General features: G+C 52.8%; 17 protein-coding genes. 7 read left to right on the top strand and 10 right to left on the bottom strand.

The features are described 5' to 3' along the window. Positions 1-5 precede the first annotated feature (5 nt). The 3 genes from MKX70_RS13045 to MKX70_RS13035 form a co-directional block, all read right to left on the bottom strand. Complete coding sequence (locus tag MKX70_RS13045; protein WP_340783286.1) at positions 6-2135, bottom strand: CocE/NonD family hydrolase; 2130 nt, start codon at positions 2133-2135, stop codon at positions 6-8. A 13-nt stretch (positions 2136-2148) separates the two neighbouring features. After that, complete coding sequence (locus MKX70_RS13040) at positions 2149-3315, bottom strand: dipeptidase (RefSeq protein WP_340783284.1); 1167 nt, start codon at positions 3313-3315, stop codon at positions 2149-2151. A 647-nt stretch (positions 3316-3962) separates the two neighbouring features. After that, complete coding sequence (locus tag MKX70_RS13035; protein ID WP_340841657.1) at positions 3963-4931, bottom strand: ornithine cyclodeaminase family protein; 969 nt, start codon at positions 4929-4931, stop codon at positions 3963-3965. A 150-nt stretch (positions 4932-5081) separates the two neighbouring features. Between MKX70_RS13035 and fabV the strand changes: the two genes are divergently transcribed. From fabV to MKX70_RS13015, 4 genes are all read left to right on the top strand, one after another. Next, positions 5082-6272 carry an enoyl-ACP reductase FabV gene (fabV, locus tag MKX70_RS13030; protein ID WP_042238745.1) on the top strand — a complete coding sequence of 397 codons (1191 nt, stop codon included), beginning with the start codon at positions 5082-5084 and terminating at the stop codon, positions 6270-6272. Positions 6273-6470: 198 nt separating this feature from the next. Further along, on the top strand, positions 6471-7061 hold the full coding sequence (locus tag MKX70_RS13025) for a PadR family transcriptional regulator (RefSeq protein ID WP_042238746.1): 591 nt from the start codon (positions 6471-6473) through the stop codon (positions 7059-7061). Further along, entirely contained in the window at positions 7054-7830 is a 777-nt protein-coding gene (locus MKX70_RS13020; protein ID WP_340840152.1) for an EFR1 family ferrodoxin, read from the top strand. Before MKX70_RS13025 ends, MKX70_RS13020 begins: the two co-directional genes overlap by 8 nt. Before the next feature lie 14 nt (positions 7831-7844). Beyond that, complete coding sequence (locus MKX70_RS13015) at positions 7845-8303, top strand: hypothetical protein (RefSeq protein WP_340840151.1); 459 nt, start codon at positions 7845-7847, stop codon at positions 8301-8303. Between the two features lie 120 nt (positions 8304-8423). On the opposite strand, the gene MKX70_RS13010 is transcribed toward MKX70_RS13015, so the two are convergent. Continuing rightward, complete coding sequence (locus MKX70_RS13010; RefSeq protein ID WP_340840150.1) at positions 8424-9182, bottom strand: SDR family oxidoreductase; 759 nt, start codon at positions 9180-9182, stop codon at positions 8424-8426. A gap of 296 nt (positions 9183-9478) precedes the next feature. Between MKX70_RS13010 and MKX70_RS13005 the strand changes: the two genes are divergently transcribed. The 3 genes from MKX70_RS13005 to yidC all read left to right on the top strand — a co-directional run bounded on the left by MKX70_RS13005 (position 9479) and on the right by yidC (position 13262). Beyond that, positions 9479-10612 (top strand): glycoside hydrolase family 88 protein, encoded by a 1134-nt coding sequence (locus tag MKX70_RS13005; protein WP_445323664.1) that lies wholly within the window; start codon positions 9479-9481, stop codon positions 10610-10612. Positions 10613-11137: 525 nt separating this feature from the next. Then, positions 11138-12004: an AraC family transcriptional regulator gene (locus MKX70_RS13000; protein ID WP_340840149.1), complete on the top strand. Its 867-nt coding sequence runs from the start codon at positions 11138-11140 to the stop codon at positions 12002-12004. 412 nt (positions 12005-12416) lie between these two features. Then, on the top strand, positions 12417-13262 hold the full coding sequence (gene yidC / locus MKX70_RS12995; protein WP_042238754.1) for a membrane protein insertase YidC: 846 nt from the start codon (positions 12417-12419) through the stop codon (positions 13260-13262). A gap of 146 nt (positions 13263-13408) precedes the next feature. On the opposite strand, the gene MKX70_RS12990 is transcribed toward yidC, so the two are convergent. The 6 genes from MKX70_RS12990 to MKX70_RS12965 all read right to left on the bottom strand — a co-directional run bounded on the left by MKX70_RS12990 (position 13409) and on the right by MKX70_RS12965 (position 24192). Continuing rightward, a complete protein-coding gene (locus MKX70_RS12990; RefSeq protein ID WP_340840148.1) occupies positions 13409-17182 on the bottom strand; it encodes an Ig-like domain-containing protein in 3774 nt (1257 codons plus the stop codon). 127 nt (positions 17183-17309) lie between these two features. Then, entirely contained in the window at positions 17310-18863 is a 1554-nt protein-coding gene (locus tag MKX70_RS12985) for an ABC transporter substrate-binding protein (protein ID WP_340840147.1), read from the bottom strand. A 38-nt stretch (positions 18864-18901) separates the two neighbouring features. Continuing rightward, positions 18902-19786: a carbohydrate ABC transporter permease gene (locus MKX70_RS12980; protein ID WP_042238760.1), complete on the bottom strand. Its 885-nt coding sequence runs from the start codon at positions 19784-19786 to the stop codon at positions 18902-18904. Between the two features lie 15 nt (positions 19787-19801). Beyond that, positions 19802-20788 carry an ABC transporter permease gene (locus MKX70_RS12975; RefSeq protein ID WP_340840146.1) on the bottom strand — a complete coding sequence of 329 codons (987 nt, stop codon included), beginning with the start codon at positions 20786-20788 and terminating at the stop codon, positions 19802-19804. 259 nt (positions 20789-21047) lie between these two features. Beyond that, a complete protein-coding gene (locus tag MKX70_RS12970; RefSeq protein WP_340840145.1) occupies positions 21048-23357 on the bottom strand; it encodes an AraC family transcriptional regulator in 2310 nt (769 codons plus the stop codon). A gap of 58 nt (positions 23358-23415) precedes the next feature. Next, the gene (locus tag MKX70_RS12965; RefSeq protein ID WP_340840144.1) at positions 23416-24192 is read right to left on the bottom strand and encodes an SGNH/GDSL hydrolase family protein; all 777 of its coding nucleotides are present in this window, start codon (positions 24190-24192) and stop codon (positions 23416-23418) included. Positions 24193-24233 lie beyond the last annotated feature (41 nt).

Below are 24233 nucleotides of genomic sequence, written 5' to 3'. Positions count from 1 at the left end.
CCCCTCTAATAGAAATTAGGAATCACCGGCAGCTTAATATGGCTCGGATACTCCTGGTTATGGTAGATCGTCTGCTGCACAATGACCGCTTCCGTATCTTCATACGGATTGTTTCCGGTGTTTGTGTTAGGAAAGGCCACGAATTTGCTGGAAGAAGTGACTGTGAAGCGGACCCGGTGTCCTGCGGCAAACGAGTGGGCAATGTTCTGCAGGAAAATATCATACCGCTCCACCTGGCCTGGCACCAGCAGCTGAGGCTGCTCCAGCCCATGCCGGTATTTCGCCCGCACGATGTAATTGGACAGGCGGATGGAATCGCCTTGTTCATTCACATCACTCAGCGTCACGACCCAGTCCGTATCCAGCCCCGAGCTTGCCGCATAGATGACCGCAGACAGCTCTCCGGCAATGGTCAGCCGCTCTGCCAGCGGCTCACTGGTATAGACGACAATGTCGCTGCGCAGCTCATGCTTCCGCATGTTCTCCGGCTCCCGCTCTCCGCTGTCGGCAACCGGGTCAGCCGGATTATAGATGTAAGTGTCTGCTGCTGAATGTTCCTCCGGCTCCATAACCAGCCGTCCATCGCCCAGGGATGAATTCGCCCGGCCGTCTCCACCCAGATAGAACGGAGTTACCTTTGCTTCTGCCGGTGTCCAGTCCTCCGAGGTTCTCCAGCGGTTCTCGCCCACCACATAATAGGAAGCCCGCGGCTCCTGGTCGATGCCGTTCGGAATATCCTTCAGGAACCGGTCGAACCAGCGCAGCACAGATATATCATAATCGTACACCACTGCATCATTGCCGAAGGATACGCCAAGCAGATCCCGCGCCCGGTTCGGTCCGTGCTCCCAGGCGCCGAGACGGATTTTGCGGCTCTTTACATCATGCTCCGTCAGCATCCGCCAGGTCTCCGATACCCCTGGACTGTCACCGTCATACCAGCCGGAGATCACATACATTGGAACCTTGACCTGATCCCCGCGCTCAGTGAAGGTGCAGTTTCTCCAGAAATCATCATACTCAGGATGCTGGCTCCACAGCTCCCACGGCCCGGAAGTGCAGCCGATCATCTGCTGCGGAATATCCCTGATCGGTCTGGCATCGACCGCCGCTTCAGGGTCCACTGTAATGCCGCCAAAAATATCAAAGTCCGTCCGCGTCCCCACCGACTGCGCAAGCGTCCAGGACAGCAGCGGCCAGGAGCAGAGCGTCCCGCCTTTGCGCGCGGTGTCCACGAACGGCGATCCTACATTAACCTCATCCACAACCGCCAGCAGGTTCGGGTGGCCGCTGGTAGCTGCTGCTACAACGACATAGCCGAGATAGGAGGCGCCCCACATCCCAACTTTGCCGTCAGACCATTCCTGGGCGATAATCCAGTCAATGGTATCGTAGCCGTCATCGCGTTCATTATAGAAGGGAATCAGCTCCCCTTCCGAGTCCGCACGGCCGCGTACATCCTGGGAGACCACGGCGTAGCCTTTGTTCGCCCAGCGCATGAAGATTTCTTTTTTACCATTCCGGTCGTAACAGGTTCGTACCAGAATAGTCGGCACCTTCGTTCCCGGCTCAAGCCCTTCAGGAAGAAACACATCCGTAGCCAGCTTCACGCCCTCCCGCATCGGCACTAGGTACGTACCCAGATCATTCACCCCGTATTCCGGCTGCGACAGCAGCGGTTCAGCATAGAGGGCGAGCGGGGTCAGCTCCTCATATCCTGCCTTAACGATCAGCTCAATGCCATAGCGGTTAGGGGTCAGAAAAGCGACTACCTCCCCGTCCAGCGTTACAATATCCAGCGCCGTGCCCCCGCGGTAAGCCCATACCTGTGAGGTCCGCATGATACCGGCAATCTCCGCCTGATAGGTAATATGCTTCTGATATTTGTCCCCGTTCCTCAGGATAACCTCGTCCCCGGCCCATTCCGCATCGGTGTACACATGAAGCTGCCCCGCGATCCGCGCCAGAGGAAGAACATATTTCGCGCCAGCATCCAGCACATTCTCCTGCATCTGTGTGCGTCTGCGGGTGTCAACCTTGGCATGCATAACCTCCTTGTCCGTGAAACGGATTGTTCCGCTATATATTCCCGAGCAATAGAAGTTGAAGCTTGTCTGCTGTAAGTACGTATTCATCAATATGAGTCCCCTATCCGCAAATTTGTTCGAACACACGCAGCCAGTTGCCGCCCATAATCTTAGCGATCTCTTCATCGCTGTACCCGCGCGCCACCAGTCCCCGCGTGAAATTGCTGAAATAACTGTATTTCTCAAGCCCTGCTACGGTTTCCGTGGAGGGACCATCCCCTTTGACGAACCCCAGCTTAGGTGCAATCTGCTCCTTAAAAAAGACCAGTGACCACTCCAGGTCACTCATAGGCCAGTCCGTTCCGATGCCCACATGCTCTACGCCTACCAGCCTGATCACATATTCAATATGATCCAATACATGCTCAATCGTGGTATGGTCCGGATCTTCATGCACAAACCACGGCATCGCAAAAATACCAATCACCCCGCCGGTGGCAGCAATTGCACGGATCTCCTCGTCACTTTTGCAGCGCATATGCGGGTAGAGGGCTTCCACACCGGTATGCGAGGCGATAACCGGTGCTTTCGAGGCTGCACAGGCATCCAGGGTGGTCTGTCTGCCGCAATGTCCGGTATCGACGATAATTCCCAGCGCATTCAACCGCTCCACAAACCGCAGACCGTATTTGGACAGCCCGCCATTGCCCGGCTCCGCACAGCCGGAACCTATCAGATTCTGGTTGTTGTACGTTAACTGCAGAATCCTTAGACCAAAGCCATGCAGCGCGTCAAGCAGCTCCAGATTCTTCCCAAGCGCATCCGTTTCCTGTGCCGTTACAATACCGGCCTTCCTGCCCTCACGCTTAGCCCTGCGGATATCCTCTGCCGTCAGTGCCTTCACCAGCCAGTCCGCGGAATCGAACTGCAGCTGAACCTCGCCCATGCTGGTAATCATACTCTCTATATCATTCAGGTGCAGTTCGCGGTTGCCCGCCGTAATGCCTGACTTGTACCATTCCTCTTTGTACTCCGCAATCTCACCGCCGGCCGACAGCCGGGTAATGATCTGCGCCGGCAAGGCGCTGTAGACCATCGGTTCATCCTTGTACGGCTCGCACAACTCCTTCACCTTAAGCGAGACGCTCTCCGGGATAGCGCTTGGGGACAGCGGCCCCTGGAACAGCAGATCAATATTGATATTCTCCTCATGCAGGCGTTTCGCCCGCTCCTCCTGTTCAGCACTCAGTCCGAACTCATACCAGCCTTCCCGTTCCTGTAAGCTCACTTGATCCAGCCCCTCCTCTATTAACAATAGATATCAACTTGATATCTGTCCGTTATCGTTTTTGCAATGTTCATATATTCCATAGTTAATATATTGTCAGATTTAAACTAGATAGATTGAACTTGTATTTTTTCTATTCTGGGATTGCCGTAACTCCAAAGAATGTTTGGCCCTCCGGCCGCTGTTGTCTACAGATTTCTTGATTTGTACCGTTATTCGCGGTGGAAATCCGCAGACAAAGTCGGACGCTGTCGCTTGCTGAAAGTTCGCAGTGACCCGATTACTGTAAGCTTAACTGCACTTTGTACAACTAAACCGTATGATTTTCAACCGATTATTTGTTTAGTTGTATTCCGTGCAATTAAACTGACTTATTGTAGAAGGTTCCTCACCCATTCGGGCAGATTTAGTTGTACAGACTACAGTTATAAGCGGCAAGCAGCCCTTTTCGCTGTTTTTAATTGTACATTCTACAACTATCACTGAAGTTTCACTTGGAGCTGAATACATCCATTGCCACTTGCTGCATTATTGAATCAACTCACTTCTTTATTTCTGATGCTGGACTAGTTACTCTTAACGTTACTCCTAATATGACTTGTACACGCCGTGCTCTGCGGAGCCGGTCAGCGTCAGGTTCGGTCTGGTTACAATGCAACTTCCACACCCTTATGCAGAGCAACCGCCTGTTTATAAATATAGAAGGCTGCGGCAAGATCCTGAACGGCAAGCCCCAGTCCCTTAAAAAGCGTAATTTCACTGCTGCTTCCCCTGCCCGGAACATGCCCCTTCAGCAGACCGCCAATTTCGCCAATGATATGGTCCGCAGTGATCGCCCCTTCGCTGAGCGGGATCAGATAATCCCCCGCTTCATGGACCGCCGACTCCAGCCGGTCCACATAGAGCCTCGCCCCGGCTACAAGCGCCGTGTCCAGCTCCCGTTCATGCGCCCTGCATGCGCCGATCGCATTGATATGCGCGCCTGGCTTCACCCAGGCGCCGTGCAGCACCGGCTCCCCCGCAGCCGTTGCCGTACAGATAATGTCCGCGTCCACCACCGCGTCCGCTACAGACAGCGCTGCCGTGATCTCCGCGTTCCACCGGCTGCTCATGGCATCGGCGAACGCCTGGGCCTTGCCCGGCGTTCGGCTCCAGACTTTGGCGCGCTTGATCCCGCGCACCTGCAGCATGGCCTCCAGATGGCTCCGGGCCTGCTCCCCGGTGCCAAGAACCGCCAGGGACTCCGCCTCTTCCCTGGCGAGCAGCTTCGTCGCTGCCGCACTGACCGCCGCCGTGCGGATGGCTGTAATCGACTGGCCGTCTACCATGGCCAGCGGCACGCCGTTGGCGGCGTCGAACAAAGATACCATCCCCTGATGCGACGGCAGGCCGCTCCCGTGATTGCCAGGGAATACACTGATGATCTTAGCACCAGCGACCCCTTCACGCCGCAGATACCCGGGCATCAGCCCCAGCACATTCCGCTCCTCCAGCGGCAGGACCTGGCGGAGACTCTGCACGGCCTCCCCCTCCGACAGGTCAGCGAGGACGGTCTCCATCACAGCGATGCAGGACTCCATGGTTAGAATCTCCGCAACTTCCTTCCCGTTTATCATCAGCACATTTAGAACCTCCCAGATTCTTGATAACGCATGTACATTCTTATCTTTTCAAAAAAAGATTCTAGCTTATCTTTCTATGCCATCATTTGCTATACTCTATATTAGCGAAAAAAGTTAAAAACTAAAACAAAGGGGATATCCTTGATGATTATTCAGCCAAAAACACGCGGCTTTATCTGCACGACTGCTCACCCGGAGGGATGTGCCGGACAAATACAGGAACAGATTGACTATGTACGGGCACAAAAGAAACTTACCGGCCCGGCCAACGTGCTGGTTATCGGCGCTTCTACCGGCTACGGACTGGCTTCCCGAATTGCGGCTGCATTTGGCGCAGGTGCCAATACCATCGGTGTATTCTTCGACAAAGCTGCTGAAGGTGCCCGCACAGCATCCGCAGGCTGGTACAATTCCGCTGCTTTTGAGCAGGAAGCGGCCAAGCAGGGGCTGAAATCGTTCAGCATCGTTGGCGATGCCTTCTCGGATGCCATTAAGACTAAGACCATCGACTTGATCAAGGCTGAACTCGGCACCGTTGACCTGGTTGTGTACAGCGTAGCTTCCCCGCGCCGCACCCATCCCGTTACAGGAGAAGTCTTCTCCTCGGTTATTAAGCCAGTGGGGGATGCTTATACGAACAAGACGATGAACTTCCACACCGGGGAAGTATCCACGGTTACTATTGAGCCGGCAACGGATGACGAAGTCCGCCAGACAATCGCTGTTATGGGTGGAGAAGATTGGGGCATGTGGATCAATCAGCTGCTGGAAGCAGGCGTGCTTGCAGTTGGTGCAACAACCGTGGCCTATTCCTATATCGGACCTAAGATCACCCACCCCATCTACCGGGACGGAACCATCGGCCAGGCGAAGAACCATCTGGAACAGACGGCGATCGCGCTGAACGAGCAGCTCTCTGCTACAGGCGGACGGGCCTACGTATCCGTGAACAAGGCTCTGGTTACCCAGTCCAGCTCCGCCATCCCTGTGGTGCCGCTGTATATTTCCGCACTCTATAGAGTAATGAAGGAAAAAGAACTGCACGAGAACTGCATTCAGCAGATGTACCGCCTGTTCGCAGACCACCTGTATAACGGCGGCGAAGCGGCAGCAGATGGCAGCCACCTGATCCGGATTGATGATTGGGAGATGCGCGAGGATGTGCAGATCGAGGTCATGAGACGCTGGAACGAGCTTGAAACGGATAATGTTCCTGAACTTGCAGACCTTAAGGGCTACCAGGATGACTTCTTCCATCTGTTCGGCTTCCGTACCGAAGGCGTGGATTACGAAGCAGAGACTGATCCTGCTGTCGCTATTCCCAATATGGTATAAGCGTTCCGTCTAATACATGAAGCCGTTCCCTCACCGGGAGCGGCTTTTTGGCGTGCAGATTCCAGGTTATCGCTCCAATTCGGGCATAAGCGCATAAGCTCCCCCAACAGTTCATTTCATTAAATAAGCTTTGACTTTATGTGATCCTTGCAGTATTTTATATCTAAAAGATATATCTTACAGATTGGATGCGTGCATATGGCTGCTAACAGGAGCAAGACAGGATATGTGTTACTGGGACTATTAAACGAAGAGAACTTAACGGGGTATGAGATCAAAAAGATTGTAGATACCCGGCTTTCCTTTTTTTGGAGTGAGAGCTTTGGCCAGATCTATCCGGAACTGAAGCGGCTGGCTGTGGGGGGCTTGATCGCTGTGTGTGAAGAACCTGTTTCTGCAGAGGGCAAGAACAGCAAACCAAGCATCAAGTATCAGATAACCGCATCCGGTAGGTACGAATTACAGGAATGGCTCAAGACACCGGTGGAAAAAGAAACCGTACGCTACGAGCTGCTGCTCAAGCTGTACTTCTCCAATTCCTCCTCTTCCGCCACCATGCTGGAGCATGTCCGGGAGTTTGAAATCAACCACCGGCGGCAGCAGCAGCTGTTCGACAAATTCGAGGCGCAGCTGAAGCAGAATCTGGATGTCCATAGTAATCACAGCCGAATTCTGATGGTCCTGTCCTTTGGCCAGAAGCTGTGGGAGTCTTATGCAGACTGGTGCGGGCAGACCATAGCTTTGCTGGAACAGGAAGTTTCAGAACAGGGGACTCCGCAGAATGAATAAGACCGTGGATTTGTATTACTTTTCAGGCACGGGCAATACGAAAGCGATTGTAGACTTTGTGGTTAGAACCCTTAAGACCCATAACATCCGCACATCCCTGAATCTGATCGGCAGCGGATCTATGCCAAGCAGTCCGGTTAATGACCTGTGGTTGGCCTTCCCGGTCAATTCGCAGTCCGTGTCCCCGTTCATCTGGAGATTCCTCCGGCGGCTCCCGAAGAGCCAAGGCACCAACGTATATGTGATCGCTACGCTCAATAACTCAGCCCATATTTTGGATCCGCTCTATACCCTGCTGAAGAATAAGGGCTACATCCCTGTCTCCGCCTGCGAGATCAGTATGCCTAATAATATGCTGGATGCCGAAGCAAGACCGGAGGATGATCAGGCCCGGCTGAGTGCAGCCTATCAGAAAGCTGAGACTTTTGTCCATCAGGCACTTGCCGGTGAATCCGCCTGGAAGTCAGAGTATCCCGGGTCGAAGGCCGTCTCCGTTCTCTCCAGAAGAACCGTGCTGCCCTGGATGTCGATGCGGCTGATGCTCAGATTGCGGACGGTCCCCTCCAAGTGCATCAGTTGTGAACTATGCGTTCTGCAATGTCCCACTGGTAATATAGTAGTGGTCGATGATCTGCCATACCATAGGTACAAATGTGATTTCTGTATGAAGTGTGCGGCGAACTGTCCGCGGAATGCAATCATAGTATCAGGCAAAGACAAGCTTCACTTCCGCAATGCCAGGATGCATAAATCTACTTTGGAACTATAGGATGGAGAGTTCACATGGGTCTGCACATTAAAGGATTGATCATACCCTTATTAGTATTGCTGCCGAATCTGATCTTCATTTTCTTCCCGCCCCGGAATACTCCTGATTCTTTGGCCTCTACACCGCTGATCTTCACCCTGTTAGAGCGGGCAGGCCAGATCACATGCTTCATGATGCCTATTCTACTGGGCCGTAAGCTTGCAGAGCAACCCATTGGCCCGTCTGCTGTGCTGATGGCTGTCTGCCTGCTGATTTATTATGTATGCTGGGCCCGCTTCTACTGGAATGCGAGAGAATTTGCCGTGTTATTCACGCCTTGGCTTGGAATTCCTATTCCTATGGCCGTCTTTCCGGCAATCTATTTCATGATGCTTGGATTCTGGCTTGAGTCCTGGCTGCTCCTGATCCCTGCATTCCTGTTTGCCGTGGGTCATTTGGTGAACAGCTGGAATGTTTATACTCAGGTCCGCTAGAAGCCCGCTGGTACCCGCCTCATAACATATCGATCCTGTCTTTCATAAAAAACCGCCATTCCCATCAGGCTGAAGTTTTTGCAAACTTGCCCGGAGGATGGCGGTTTCTTTGTAGATCTATTAAGCTTCTGATACAGAAGCTGCAAGCCAGTCCGTTAACCGTGTCGGCGCAATTCGCGGATGGTCTCCGGCCGGAACAAGCGAGTGATCCTGCAAGGCTGTTCCGAAATAACGTGCCTCCGAATCGCCGACCACCTGACGCACATCCCCCTTAGCCTTCAGCGCTTGCCGGACGAATGCATCCAGAGGCAGCTTATCCGGTCCGGCCAGCTCGGCTATCCCTTTCACTGGGGCTTCAAGGGTATAATCAACCAGCGCAGCTGCTACATCCTCAGAGGCTATGGGCTGTACCCAGGCTGAAGGCAGGCGGACGACATCCCCTTCTGTAGCGGTATAGGCAATGCCCTCGGCGAAGTCGAAGAACTGAGTCGCACGCACGATGGTGTAAGGAATGGGGGAAGCCTGGATCAGCTCCTCCTGAGCCATTTTTCCGCGGAAATAACCGCTCTGCAGCAAGCCGTCAGTACCCACAACAGATAATGCCACATGATGCTTCACTCCTGCCTCAATTTCAGCTGCTAACAGATTGCGGGTCGTTGTCGCGAAGAATTCCAGCACAGCATCGTCTGCGAACGAAGGTGAATTTGCTACATCAACAACGGCATCAGCGCCTTTAAGCGCTTCTGCCAGACCCTCACCAGTCCTAGCATTGATGCCCAGAGAAGGGGATGCGGCCACAGTCTCATGACCCAGCCCCTGCAGCCGGCTCACCAATTGCTTTCCAATAAGTCCGCTCCCGCCAACCACTACAATTTTCATGTCTATTTCCTCCTGGTTTATAGCCTATATCCATAGGCCGGTATTTGGTAAACGCTTTGCAACAGACACAAACCGCCCTGCCACGGGCGCTCTGCCTCCGTCCTATTTTCTTTGCTGTACATCCTGTAGACAAACTGGGACGAAGTTCTGTGACAAACTCCACTCTCCCCGCGTAACAGGCTCCGGACCCCATTCTTTCTAAACCGCAATTCACCTATGAATTTGCGCAACAAACCAACATATCAGTAGGATTATAATGAACATAAGAACAATATAGCGATATTATGGAGGTTATTATGAACTGGAAAAATGCGATTGAGCACACGCTCTCAACCACCCGCCTTAACATCAAGCGCTTTGGTGACAGTTCTCCAATTGTCAGCCTGGGCGACGGCAAATATCATCTGACGGACCATACCAGCTGGACGGAAGGCTTCTGGTCCGGTATCCTGTGGCTGAGCTATGAATACAGCCAAGATCCTGAGATTCACGCCGCAGCCATCCGGACGGTTGAGTCCTTCAACAATCGCATGATTGCCGGGAAAGAGCTCGATCATCATGATATCGGCTTCCTATATTCACTGTCTGCCAAAGCACGCTGGATCACCGATAAGGATGAGGCTTCGCGTCTGCTGGCCTTGCAGGCAGCCGATGTACTGATGAAGCGCTGGCGCTCTGCCCCCCAGCTCTTTCAGGCCTGGGGACCGGAAGGTGATGCAGACAACGGGGGCCGGATTATTATCGACTGCCTGATGAATCTTCCGCTGCTCTGCTGGGCCACCGAACAGACCGGAGATCCCAGCTACGCCGAGCATGCCCGGATTCACGCCGAGAAAAGCCGCCGCTTCCTGGTGAGGGGAGATGACTCCTCCTACCATACTTTTTATTTTGACCAGCAGACGGGAAATGCCCTGCGCGGAGGAACCGCACAAGGTTATCAGGACGGCTCCACCTGGACGCGGGGACAGGCTTGGGGGGTCTACGGTTTTGCCTTAGCATACCGCTATTTTAAAGAGCCTCATTATCTGGAAGTCTCCCGAAGAATGGCCCGCTATTTCCTGGAGCATCTTCCCGCCGACCATGTCGCGTATTGGGATTTCGATGCCCCGCAGGAGGAGTCCACTCCACGCGACAGTTCAGCTTCCGCCATCGTTGTATGCGGTCTTCTTGAGCTGCTGGAGCACCTGCCCGAGGGAGATCCGGACCGGGCATGGTTTGAAGAATCCATCAACAAGTCGATGGATTCCCTGCTGAACCGCTACTTTACCGCCGGCAGCCCGTCGGAAGAAGGCTTTCTGCGCCATGGCTCCTATTCAGTCAGAGGGAATTCATCTCCGGATGATTTCATGATCTGGGGGGATTACTTCTTCCTGGAGGCGCTGCTGCGTCTGCAGCAGGGTGTTCCGGGGTATTGGTACGAACGAGGATAGCAGGTACTGCATCTTCATTGACTAGATTCTGATCTACTGGTGCACAGCATCAACTGTGGCACCCGGTTGATACCCTTTATACCGGCAGGCTCTATTACAGAGTCCTGCCGGTTTTTGCTGCACGAAATACAACATTTTCCTCATCAAATCGTCCCATCATACAACAATTCTCCCGAACACCCAGGTATCTGGGAAGCAAAGCTGTATTACTTACAACATTTTGGAATAGAGGATGGGATTTCCACAATTGCCCTGGTGTCAGAGCCATTGATCGGATCAGCTGGATGTTTGCTTTGTTGGTTCGTTCGTTGTTTAGTTAGTTGCATACTTGCTTGGTTCGTTAGTTGTTGGTTTGTTGCTTGGTTGGTTCGTTGGTATTCGTTCGTTGCTTGGTTGGCGATTGTAGTCTTATAAGTGTGGCCGAAGTCGCAGTTTTATTTTTAGCAGCCTTCTATTTATACTGAAGTTAGCAGTAATGGAATTAATAGCAGTGAACTATGGTTGATAAGGGAGCGTCGCATGAGCATGGACAGAAATAGGAACAATCATCCGACCCAGGGAATGGAACCCGGATTGTTTATGTACAAATATAAATATATTGACGGCGAATCCCTCTATTTTCATGCGCATAGGGGAATTGAAATCCTGTACATTTATAGCGGCTGCGGTGAGATCATGGTGGAGAATCAGACCTACCCTATTGAGGATCATACACTGGTCTTATTTCAGCCCTATCAGCTGCACCGTGTAATGGTTCCTCCGGCAGAAGGCCGTTCCTATATCCGGACCAATCTGACCTTTGATCCTGGTTTCATGGACCATTATCTTTCCGCGTTTCCTATCCTGGGGCAATTCTTCCGGAACCTGTGGAGGGGCAGTCTGCGGCAGCCGGTATTCTATGGCATGAATGACACCCGGATTCCCGAGGTGCTGAAAGAGCTGCATCAGTGTACCGAGCACGCTGCTGCCGGACAGGAAGAGAACACAGGACTGCTCATCCTCCAGCTTATCCGGCTGTTTCAGACCCGGCTGCCTGGTGTCCTGTCCGAAGACAATCTCCTTCATTCACGCGGCAGCTCACATGTCCAGCGGATTACCGAATGGCTGGATGAACATTACAAGGAGCCCTTCAGCCTTGAGGCGCTGGCTGCCAGCCTGCATCTGTCTCCCTACCATATTTCGCATGTATTCAAACAATATGCCGGCATCACACTGTCCGAATATCTGATGCAGCGGCGTGTCAGAGAAGCCTGTATCCTGCTCGCCAACACCAGCCAATCCATCGGAGAAATTGCGGTAGAAGTAGGCAATCTGTCCCCGTCTTATTTCAGCCAGATGTTCAAGAAGAATAAAGGAATCTCCCCGGAGAAATACAGGAACAGCATCCATTGAATCTATAACGCGGTGAACCGCTTTAAGGGGTTTTAAGCTAACAGGCAGGTTAATGAAACCTCACCGTTCTTCGAATCGTATAACCATTATTCAAATTTTCCCAATACGGCTCATACGGAGGTGAACTTGACTGGAGCATTTTTATGACTTGGTTCAATTGGCTTTCTCAATTGCTCTCATCTCTTCCTTAGTGTTAATTCCATTCGCCCATTTTTCTTTACAAGAGGTACACTGGGGTCATGAAACACTTGCTGCAGCCGGTTCAACCTGGTATGTGGCTGTCAGACTGTCTCAACCGAACAGCATTCAGAAGTGGATAGTTCGTACCGTCAGACGAAGAGAAGCACCTGATGATGAAGACCATAGTCCTTCCCCACATTGAATTCCATACTTTCAATTAGGGAGGACAACGATGAAAAAGATTATGTTGCTACAAAAATGGGCCAAGCCCATTCTCGTCATCTTGATTGGAGTTATTCCGGTCATTATGCTCAGCGGGTGTTCGGCAGCATCCCAATCCAACCCGATTAATGCCGGTTCACCAGGGATATTTAACCATTTTTTTATTTATCCATTTTCGCTCTTAATCAAATTCTTTGCGGATACCTTTCATGGAGACTACGGGTTAGCGATCGTGCTCATGACCTTCATCATCAGACTTGCGATCCTGCCGCTCATGATGAATCAAACCAAGAAACAAATAGTTATGAAAGAAAAGATGGCCGTCCTCCAGCCGGAATTAACTGCGCTTAAGGAGAAGTATAAGAACGACGTCGGTGCGGATGCCAAAAAACAAGAGCAAACCGAGATGATGCAGCTCTACCAGAAGCATCAATTCAATCCCTTAAACATGGGTTGTTTACCGATGCTTCTCCAATGGCCGATCACCCTCGCATTTTACTATGCCATTCGCCGTACCCCGGAGATTGCCGCTCATGATTTTCTGTGGTTTAACTTGGGGACAACAGATCTGATTTTGCCGCTGATTGCCGCTGCGGTGTATTACGTTCAGTTCCGCGTATCTCAATCCGTTTCAGCGCAGGTTCAGAACAATCAAAATAACCAAATGGCTTTTATCGGGTTGTTATCACCGGTCATGATGGGTGTATTTTCATTTCAGATGCCCGCCGCATTGCCGTTATATTGGGTGGTGGGCGGTATATTCATTATCGTGCAAACGATCATACTCAATAAAATGTACACAAAGCCAAATGTAGCGGGTAAAAACATACCCTCCGGTGTAGAAGACCAGTCATAGAACAATACTAAATACAAGGCATCTGAGGCGCAGCCTCAGATGCTCTTTTTTACCTTGGTGGCTCGTTAACATAAACGCTCCTCTTAGATTCCCAGCCTGCTCAACTGTAAAAGCGCCCTTCCCGCAGGAAGAGCGCCTTTTACCATTTACGGCAATACCGAGAAGATAATATCGTCGAACAGCATATAAGCGAAGCCGCTGGTATAGAAGCCGACCTTGCCGGACGGGCGGTGACCCGGATCACTGCCGGAGAGCCTTGGCGAGCCGTCAACAGATACGGCAATATCTCCGTCCCGGGCCGTCACCTTCACGTCATACTCCGTATCCGGCAGCAGGTCATGTCCAGGCAGGACCGTCTCGGTCAGCTTCTGCCAGGCTGTGTCGTACAGTATCCAGCCGGAAGATCCGTCTGCCCGGGTACGGTAGCCGATCCGGGTGGAGCCAGTGCTGTCCTGGCGGTCGAAGATGTACAGGATGCCGTTATCGGGCATCACGGATGGCGTCTTCAGCTTGAACTCCAGCTGATAAGAAGTGAAGCTGCGGTCGAGCAGGCCGGTAGCACCGTTCAGCAGCTTATAGCGGCGGTTGCCGTCCGGATCAGCGGCGATGCTGCGGTTAGGGTCCACCGGCCAGCCGTTGCCCCCGTTCTCGAAGTCCGTCTCATGCATGATACTTGAGACGATTACTGTAATGTCCGCCTTAATGAGCGGATTTACCGTAGACACGGCAGAGATGAGGGTCTCGCCTTCGTATACGGCGTGGACCACTCCCGCGCTATCCACCGTAGCCACCGCCGGGTTGGCCGACTGCCAGGATACGCCTGTATCCGGCGTATCCGCAGGGTCGAAGGCCACCTGCAATTGCCGCTGTTCCCCGGCGGCTAGACGCACCTTGCTCTCCGCCGGAATGATTCCGGCCAGTGTAGTCGTAAGTGCCTTGAACTGAATGTCATCGAAATGCATCTGGCTGACATTGCTGACATAGAAGCCGACCTTGCCCTCTGTGTTATGCCCCGGATCATTGCCCTTCAGGCGGAAGGCTCCATCCAGGTAGACGCTGATGTCGCCGCCTTTAACAAGCATTTTGACTGCATACTCCGTATTCGGCTGCAGGTCATGTCCCGGCAGCTTCACCTCCTTCAGCACCGTCCAGGCTGAATTGTACAGCAGCCAGGCGGAGCTTCCATCCGCCCGGGTTTTGTAGCCAATCCGGCTGGAGCCGCTGCCGGCCTGGCGGTCGAAGATATACAGGGTCGCATTATCCCCTATAACCTCCGGTGTCTTCAGCTTGAAGCTCAGCTCGTAATCGGAGAAGGTCTTGGGACTGAGCGCTGAGGCTCCGTTCAGAATCTTGTACCAGCGGTTTGGCCCAATCTTCTCAATGCTGCGGTTCGCATCCTGCAGCCAGCCGTTCGCTCCGGATTCGAAATCCGTGAAGTCCATCACGCCGTCCCCTGCCTCCACGTTCACCGTAACCGTGGCAGTCAGCAGCGGATTCTCCGCCGAAGCCACCGTAATGACTGTGCTGCCGACCGCCTGACCGGTAACTACGCCAGCAACATCCACAGACGCGATGCCGGGATCGGCTGAAGTGAAGGTCAGGACGGGATGATCCGCATTCCACGGAAGCACCGCCGTGCGCAGCTTCAGCGTTTTCCAGCGGTCCACGGTAACTTCGCTGTCATAGACGGCTACCCCCTGCACAGGATAGCTGTCTGTTCCTGCCGTTGTACCGGCTTTCCCTGCTATACCGATCTCTGCAAACGGGATGTCAGGAAACCCGGGAATGATATCGAAGACATCCGCATCCGGCCGCAGCGACAGATCGCCTCCCGCTAGGTCGGTGAAGCCGGGATCTGCTGCGCTCACCCAGTTATTGGCGTACTGCACAAGCCCAAATTTGTCGTATGCCCCGTACACATTGGTCGTTACGCTGCGCGGAACCGACGGATTGTAGACCACATTCCCCTGGAACGTATTCGTGTCGGGATAATACCGGTTCTCCGTGAAGAAATCCGCCAGCTCGGGGTACTTCGTCAGATAAGGGGTTCCGGTGAAATTATTGTTCGCCGTGAACAGCGCCTGCCACTTCGGCATGTAGTTCAGCGGTACCTGATCATCTGGCTCATCGCCCAGGAACATATCCGCATAATCATAAGGAATTTTGCTGTCGATAAAAATATTGTTGCGGGTCAGGATATGTGCACCGCCATTGTTTTTAATGGCCGAATTGCCCATCTTGTAAAAAATATTCTCGTCGATAGTCAATCCCATCGTGAAATTGTCGGGATATATGCCCTCCACTCCGGCTTTGCTCTCGCCGATGTTATGAAAGTAATTGCGCCTGATGAACGTTCCGCGCTCATGGGGCTGCTCGCCGGCATTCATGTAGATCGCGCCGAGATCCGAGAAGGTGGTGCATACATCATAGATCTCGTTATACTCCACGGTATGATCATTGCCGAAGATCAGCACGCCCGGATGGGGCGCATCATGCAGCTTATTGTGCGACATGCGGTTGCCGACGCCGGACAGCAGCACCCCGGGATTGTAGGCTTTGTGATAGTAGGCAAAATCGTGAATATGCGAATTCTCCACCACATTGTTCCCTGGCGCAAGCGTCGTTTTGTTGCCGCCTGTCAACGTGACGGCAGTGCCGCCGATATGGTGAATATGGGTGCTGATGATGGCGTGGTCCGTTCCCGGTGCCCCTTCAAAGTTGCTGTAATAGAACCGGCTCTGTGTGTTAACCAGCACCCCGCTGTTGGTGAAATTGCGGATCTCGCTGTTCAGAATACGCATATGGCTGCCGCCCATGAACACTGCAGCAGAATCGCGGCCATTCTCAAGCACAAGCTCGGAGAAGTCAATGTACGAAGCATTGAGCGCGTTAATCATCGGACTCTTCAGCATCGTCACTTCAATATCCGGGTTATCCGCTGCAAACTCAGCGTTCGGCAGGAAATACAGCTTGCCCGCCTGGCGGTCGATGTAATATTCGCCCGGCATATCGATTTCCTCCAGCAGATTTTGCGCAAAATGGAAATCAGGGTACCAGTTTTTGAAGATGCCGCTCATTTCCCCGTAACGGAGGGTGATGCTTCGGGCAGCCGTGTCAATGGAAGCAATCTTGTTATACGACCATTCCCAGCTGTAGCCGAAGATCCCGTCCAGCCAGATATCGTCTGCCTGCGTCCAGTACTGGGGCCGGTCATACGTATAGGTGAAGGTGCCGCCGCGCGTATGCACCTCCCCGTTCGGGTCCTTCCTTGTCGGACCGGGATCAAGGATTTCATCCATCTGAACGGTGCTCTCATTGGGCCAGCGGGCCAGCGTCATGCCCTGTCCGGCCACATACAGCTCCATTGGCGGCACCTCGCTCAGATCATTGGCCAGATAATAGCCATGACGGCTGAGCTGACCGTAATCGGTGATCCCGAGCGCTGCCAGATCCGCCTCCAGCACTTTCGTTCTAGCCTCTGTACTTATAATACGGCTGAGCACCGACGTGTCCGTAACCGGGACGAACGCTGACTTGGCCAGCTGCTCCGACCCTGACAAAGTCACGGACTCACCCGGATAAGCCGTGTAAGTGACCGGCTTGCCGGCTTCGCCTGAATCCTGCTGCCGCAGCTCGAAGCTGGACGTCCGTTCATACCTTCCTTCGCGCAAATACACAGTGACGCCGCCCTCCGGCAAGCCATCCTCCGCTTTCAGCGTCCGGATGGTATCACGGGCTTTTTCCAAAGTCAGAAACGGGGCATTCTGCGTCCCACTATTGGAATCGCTTCCATTTGTGGCGACATAAATAACCGCCCCCGGAGACCCTCCCTCCGCCGATACAGTACCCGCAATCGGCGGGGCAGGATTGATCGTGAACAACATACTGGCGGCAAGGGCGGCAAGCAAACGTTTTTTCACCAAGGCTCCTCTTCCTTTCCGGTTGGAATGATAACGGCTCCGCCGGTATTATATCTTGGCGAAGCCGTCCATGAGCAGCAGGTTCCTGTGATCTCCTCCAAAGGTGCAGGTATATTCTCTATGAGGCTTATTTCTTCAGGCCTTTATCCTTAAGGAATTGCTCGAATTGTTTGGTTACCTCTGCTACATATTTCTCTTCGCCCGCTTCCTTCAGCTTGCCGTATAATGCAGGCCAAGTTTCTTCGAAGTCAAGTGTTCCGGTAACCAGTCCCCGTTTATATTCACCCCAGACCGCATTCAGGTTGGCGATCTCCGTATTCACCGGCTCGGAATTGAACTTGAAGGCACCTACAGGATTGACCTCTGAATTGGAATTGATCTTTTTGGTCTCTTCCCAGACATTCTCCGGCTGACCTTCTTTCAGATAGGAGTTGAATACGCTGCCAAAAACCCAGTCCATATTCGGCAGATAACGGGAATCCGCCTTTGCCTTGATGTAATCCCCATTGGTTGTGTCATAGTGTTCACCGGCAATGCCACTACAGAGCAGATTGTACAGCTCTTTGTCGGTATTCACCAGATTGAGGAACATCATCGCACGTTCCGGATTAGGGGCCGTACGGCTGATCGACTGGTTAGTCGTAGCCGAATAGCCGTTGGAGAACCAGTCGCTAAGCGGTACAGTAATAACATCGTTGCCGCCGTTTTTGGCCTTCACCTCAGCCTCCACACCCGGCTTGAGAGTAACGTTGAAATCGACTGCAATTTGGCCTTTGGCCAGGTAATCATTCGCTTTTTCGGTAGCGGCATCCTTGTAAATATAGCCTTCCTTATACCATTTGCTGGCCAGCCGGAAATTGTCCAGCTCTTCTTCCGGATAACGCTGCAGCGTATACGTAGGATCATCCGTTTTGATATAGAAATGGTCATCCAGCCCCGGAACTACCCAATATTTGTCGTCATGGGACTGCGGATTGATGAAGGAAGTGCCGAATACGCCAAACGGAATGATGTCCGGTTCATTTTGCTTGATTTGAGCCAGGAACGGTTCGATATCCGCTATCTTCTTGATGGAAGCGGTATCAAGATTGTACTTGTCAGCGAAACGTTTCTGGATAATAAATCCGTAACGGGAGCCGTTAATCTGCTGGTTCGGGATACCGTAAATTTCCCCGTCGACCGACAGACCGTCCCACATCACCTGCGGCACATCCGCCTTCAGCTCCGGTGCGTATTCATCCAGCAGGGCATCCATCGGCTGGATGGCTCCTTTGCGCACCAGCTCTTCGGGCTTCAGCATGTAGCCGGTCCAGAGAATGTCGAACTTCTCGCCCGCCGCAAGCACCGTGTTCATCTTCTGCACATAATCCCCAATCGCAACAGGCATCAGCTTCACTGTAGCATTAATCTTTGCCTTCACAAGCTTGTTGACTTCCTCCTGCACCTTCTCCTGATCGGCCTGCAGTTGCGACAGCGGATAATACCAGGTCAGTTCGACCGGCTTCAGCTCACCTGCGTTTCCTGATTCCGGAGCCGCGCTTTGCGTGCTTTCCGCTCCGCCGCTTCCTTCGGTACCTTTCCCGGCATTACTATTGCCGCCGTTATTGTTGCCTCCGCAGCCGGATAGCACCGATCCAACAAGCAATACAGATGCCAGAACTCCAAACAGCTTCTTTTTCATGTAAGTGACCTCCTGTACTTTGTACATGTAATTGTATGTTAACCCTTTAGGGAGCCAACCGTAAGCCCTTTGACGAAAAACCGCTGAAAAAACGGGAAGATCACCAGCATCGGTCCGCCTGCCAGTACGGCAATCGCCATCCGCGCCGAGCTGTTGGGGAAACTCGATAGATCGATGCCCAGCTGTCCGGTAAATTCAGAGTTCGTAGTTAGAAATTCGATGCTGTTAAGCGTACGCACCAGCAGCAGCTGCAGCGGCACTTTGTTCGGATCGTCGATGTAGAGCATCGCATTGAACCATTCGTTCCAATACGTAAAGGAAATCAGAAGACCCAGAGTAGCCAGCGCAGGCGTCGACAGCGGCAGGATAATCTTGAAGAAAATGCGGAATTCCCGCGCCCCGTCAATTTTCGCCGATTCAATGATCTCCAGCGGAATTTTGGACATGAAGCCTTTCATGACCATGATGTTGAACGGCGACAGCAGAATGGGCAGAATCAGCGCCAACAGGCTGTCTTTCAGATGCAGATATTGCGTAATGAGAATGTAGGAAGGAACGAGTCCCCCGCTGAACAGCATGGTGAAAAATACATAGAACGTCGTCGCCCGGTTATACCGGTAATCCTGCCGAGAGATCACGTATGCAGTCATCGCGGTCAGCAGCAAGCCGGCCAGCGCACCAATAATGGTCACCGTGAAGGTCACTCCATAGGCGCGGAGCAGAATGTCAGGAGCATCCAGCAGATAGCGGTAGGCATCCAGACTGAAATTTTTGGGGATAAACTGATACCCGTTTTCGGTCAGCGACTTCTCATCTGTCAGCGACACGGCGATGACCAGCAGAAACGGCAGGACGACCACAATCGACAGCACCGTAAACAGCAGATTAATGAACAGCTTGGAAAATTCGAATTTCTTGCCCACTGTCAGGGCACCTCCTTACCACAGGGAATTATCAGAATCAATTTTGCGCACGATTCCGTTTGCCGTCAGCACCAGCACCAGACCCACAACCGACTGGTAAAAGCCTGTAGCCGCAGACATGCTTACATTACCGACTTCACGCAGCGCACGGTACACATAGGTATCGATGATATCCGTAGAGCCGTAGAGAAAACCTGAGTTGTTCGGGATAAAATAATGCAGGCCGAAGTCGCCGCGGAACATGTTGCCGATAGACAGGATCAGCATAATGATGATGATCGGGGCCATCAGGGGGATTGTGATTTTGAACGCCATCTGCCGTTTGGTCGCCCCGTCGATCCGCGCTGCCTCGTAATAGTCGCTGTTAATGCCAATAATGCCGGCAAAATAAATCAGCGTGTTGAACCCCACCACCTTCCATAATTGAACCAGAATAAGAATCACCGGCCATGGCCCCGCATTCTGGTACCAGCTCACCGGATTCAGCCCGAAGGATTCCAGGGTGCGGTTGATAAAACCATCCGAATGGTTCAAGAAGGCATAGGCCACATAACCTACAAGTACCCAGGAAAGGAAGTGTGGCAGAAACAAGGCTGTCTGGTAGAACTTGCTCCACTTGGCCTTGATTTCGTTCATCAGAATCGCCAGCAGCAGCGCTGCCGAGGTACCTACCACAATGTAGGCGGTATTATATAGAACCGTATTACGGGTGATCCGCCACGCCGTATCCGTAGTGAATAAATAACGGAAATTATCCAGTCCCACCCACTTACTGCCGAAGATGCCGAGATCGTACCGGTAATTTTTGAAGGCGATAATCAGGCCGATCATTGGAATATAGGCAAAAATCAATTTGTACAAGAGTCCCGGCAGTGAGAGCAGAAACAGCTCCCGGTTGTTCCGGAAATGGTGAAGCTCTCTTCCAATCCACGTTCTTCTGCGCGTTCCCGGCGGCGCACTTGAACTTGCTCTTTGTTCCGCTAGTGGAACCTTATTCAACATAACCAAAGCCCCTTCCTTTCCTTCCTTAGCTGCAGCTGTTTGCCTGTGTATCAGGCTTTGCATGACTAACCATAGCGTAGAATCAGGCTTCGGCGTTACTGTACAATTGCAAGATTGCTGTAAAGAGGGGCTGTATAGTTGCCATTTTCCTGTTCCGGCCGGGCGAAGCCATACGTGGCGCAGCAAAAAGCCCGCTATAGGAACAATGTCCATTAGCGGGCCCGGCTTAAGGCTGAAAAAACTTGTTTATTTTCTTTTTTTATTTGCTGCGGTCAATGGCAGACTTCAGGCGGTATTCCTTCGGTGTCGTTCCGTAGCGGCGTTTGAACAGACGGTAGAAATAGCTTTCGTTGCCGAAGCCGACCTTTTCCATAATCTCTGTAACGGTCAGCTCCTTCTGCTCCAGGTACTCTTTGGCATAGGCCAGGCGGGCTGAGTTGATCTGATCCACCACTGTCGTGCCTTCCTGCGCTTTGAACACCTGGCCCAGATAGACCGGGTTCATCTTGAGCATATCAGCAATCCGCTGTACATTCAGATCCGGATCGGCGTAATGCTTATCAATAATTTCCTTCACTGTTTCGGCCAGCAGCCGGTTCTTATCCTCCCGCCCGCTGCGCCGCTGCTCTGCCACCTCGCGTACAACCTCCAGAAGTACGGCCTCAATCTCATCCAGCGTCTCTTTTTCCAGAATACGCCGGTTAACGGCCTGCAGGTTGACCGATACCGGGTTGACGTTGCGGTTATTCATCTCGCCAAGCGTATTGCTTAAGGTAACCGCAAGATGAAGAACCGCCGAGAACATATTCTCGTAGCTGAAGCTGCCGAGCAATTCCCTCCATTTGCGGATCGTCTGCTCCGTTTCTGCCAGATCCCCGCCCTTCAGTCCTTCTGTCAGTTGCCGTTCCAGCTCCTGCGGGATACGCAGCGATTCATTCCGCTCATTCTCCCGCAGCATTTCAGGCTCAATCACTGCTCCCTTGCCGAAGACCATCCGGTAGTTCGAGTGACGCATGGCCAGATTGTAATGCCGGGAGATACAGCGGTAATCCGTGAACACTTCGCTCAGTGTAACCGTAAAGGTAATATGGTAGTAGTCAAAAATCGTCTGCTGAAGCTCCCGGAAGCGCTCTTCCAGCTTCGCAAGTGTCCCGGCTCCGCTGCCGGTGATGAAGACCAGATGGCCGCTTTTCATATCTGCCGCTTCACAAGTGCCTTCCAGCCGCAGCTGCTCCTGGCCGATATTGGCAATGGCAAAGTACAGCAGGGATTCCATCGGCAGCCCCGGATCTGCCGCAAGCCCCTGCAGATTGTCGATCTGCACCAGCGCCAGCCGCAGCGGCGACGGATAAGCGATGTCTATTCCGTGCTGCTCCCTGATCTGCAGGAATGCCTGTTCATCGAGGCTCTGGCTTGACCCGATCAGGCTGCGCAGCTGGTAGAGCTTCGCAATATTGGACTGCGAGGCCCGTTCCAGCTCCAGCCCCTTCAGCTTGCTGATCATCTCGGTTACATTCGCCGCAATCAGCGACAGCTCATCCTTCGCCTGCGGAGCACCGCGTACATCCTGCGGCACCAGCGTCAGCAGCTGGCCCACCGGCTTATACAGCCGCAAGGCAAAGAACACGGATAGCAGGATAGCGAGCAAAGCAACAGACAGCGTGACCGCTATCTCCGTCCATTTCATCTGCCGGACGCTGCCCAGCACAACATCATAATCCTGCATGCTGACAATCTGCCAGTTATTCAGCGCTTTGCTCAGATAAGTGACCTTGTATTTCCTGTCTCCAAACGTTTCGTTAAAAGAATTAAGCGGCGCAGACGAAGTAGCAATCCGCGGCAGCAGGTCCGCCTTGATATTAAGACCCGCAGGAAGCAGCCCGTCGGTTGAAATAAGCACCTCACCGTCACTGTCCGTAATGAAGAGTACATCCTCTTCCCGCTCCGCCACATGATTAAGCGCTTTCATGTTGTCCAGCATCCATCCCGGCTTCACTGTCAGAATCAGCACATTGCCATTAATAGAACCGAGGGTGTCCCCGTCATATATAAAGATCGCAAATACATCTATCCCCTCATCCTTTCCGTCAAGGTCCAGCGGAATCAGCTGCAGCTTCGGCAGATCCGCCCGGGAGGCCATGTAGTCCTTAAGGGAATCGTAAAGCAGACTATTATTAATTTCATGATTGAGCGACGAGAAGAACCGATGCTGGGCCCCGTTGTAAAAAACGGCAGCATGCAGATACGGGGAAGCTGCCACCGTATGGTTGAGGCGCTCAATCTTGAGAATGCTCTGCCTGTAATCCGCACCGGACTTCAGCGCGAGCAGCTCTTCGTCATTGTACAGGGAAACGGCCAAATCCTTCACGATACCATTCATGTTCTCTATATTGTAATTGATTTGGGTCAGCAGCTTGCGGTCGGCTTCGTTCTGCAGGCTGAGCACCTTGCCGCGCGCATTCGAATTCACAAATAGCGAAGCCACAGCCAGCGTGGCGACAACAAGCATAAAGCTGAGTATAATCCGCTGTAAATATTTCCGCGAGCGGATCGTCTGCAATACATTCATGGGTGATCTCTCCCGGCTCATAGGGTGACCTTAATATAATCCCGCGCCATTTTGATTGTCAATCCGCTTGTCTGGGGGCCGCCTCCCCGAATTCCTCCGCACCCAGCAGCGTATCCAGCTCTGCTGCGAATACATTCCGAAGAAGTGTCTGTGCGATTACCCCGTGTCCCGCTGCGTCCGGATGGATTCCGTCGCCATATCTATACGAGGCATGGAGTGACCGCTCCTGCCGGATATGCTCCAGCAGCGGTGTGCGCAAATCGATGATGCCCACCGCAGGACATTCACCGGACAGAAGCCAGCACGCATAACGTTCCAGTACATCATCGTAATTCTGGTAAGGAGCCAGATAGCTGAAATCAGCCGCATCCGCCGGCTGCAGCTGGCCGTTCATTGACGGGGCATCAAATGGCGGCGGTGTCATCAGCACAACTGCGGCGCCGGCTTCACGGATTTGTGTGCTCAGCTGCTGCATCCCCGCCTGATAGGCTGCGAAACGCTCTTCCGACAAGGGATGATAAATCCCGTCATTCATCCCGTAGCAGGCTACGACCACACCCGGTGACGCTGCCGCAAGCTCTCTTGCCAGCCGTTCATGGATGCAGGGACGCGGAAACGGATGCGCCGCTTCACTCAGGCCCGAGGCCGTCTCGCTGGGGACACCGCATGGGATGAGCTCCACCGCCAGATCCGGACGGTGCTGCTTCAGCCATTCCCGGATTAAGCGGATATACAGGCCATCCGCCGTAATGCTGTCCCCGAGGAACAGAATCTTGAGATTCGCAGATTTTTTTGTCACGCTATCGATAATCGTATTAATATTTAAAGGCAGCATATCTTCCCTCCTGATCATTGCGCTATTTCCCCGGCTTAGCC

The organism is Paenibacillus sp. FSL R7-0312, from assembly GCF_038004445.1.
Taxonomy (GTDB): Bacteria; Bacillota; Bacilli; order Paenibacillales; family Paenibacillaceae; genus Paenibacillus_AQ.
The sequence above is the reverse complement of the archived record's forward strand: the minus strand, read 5'-3'. Positions and strand labels throughout refer to the sequence as shown.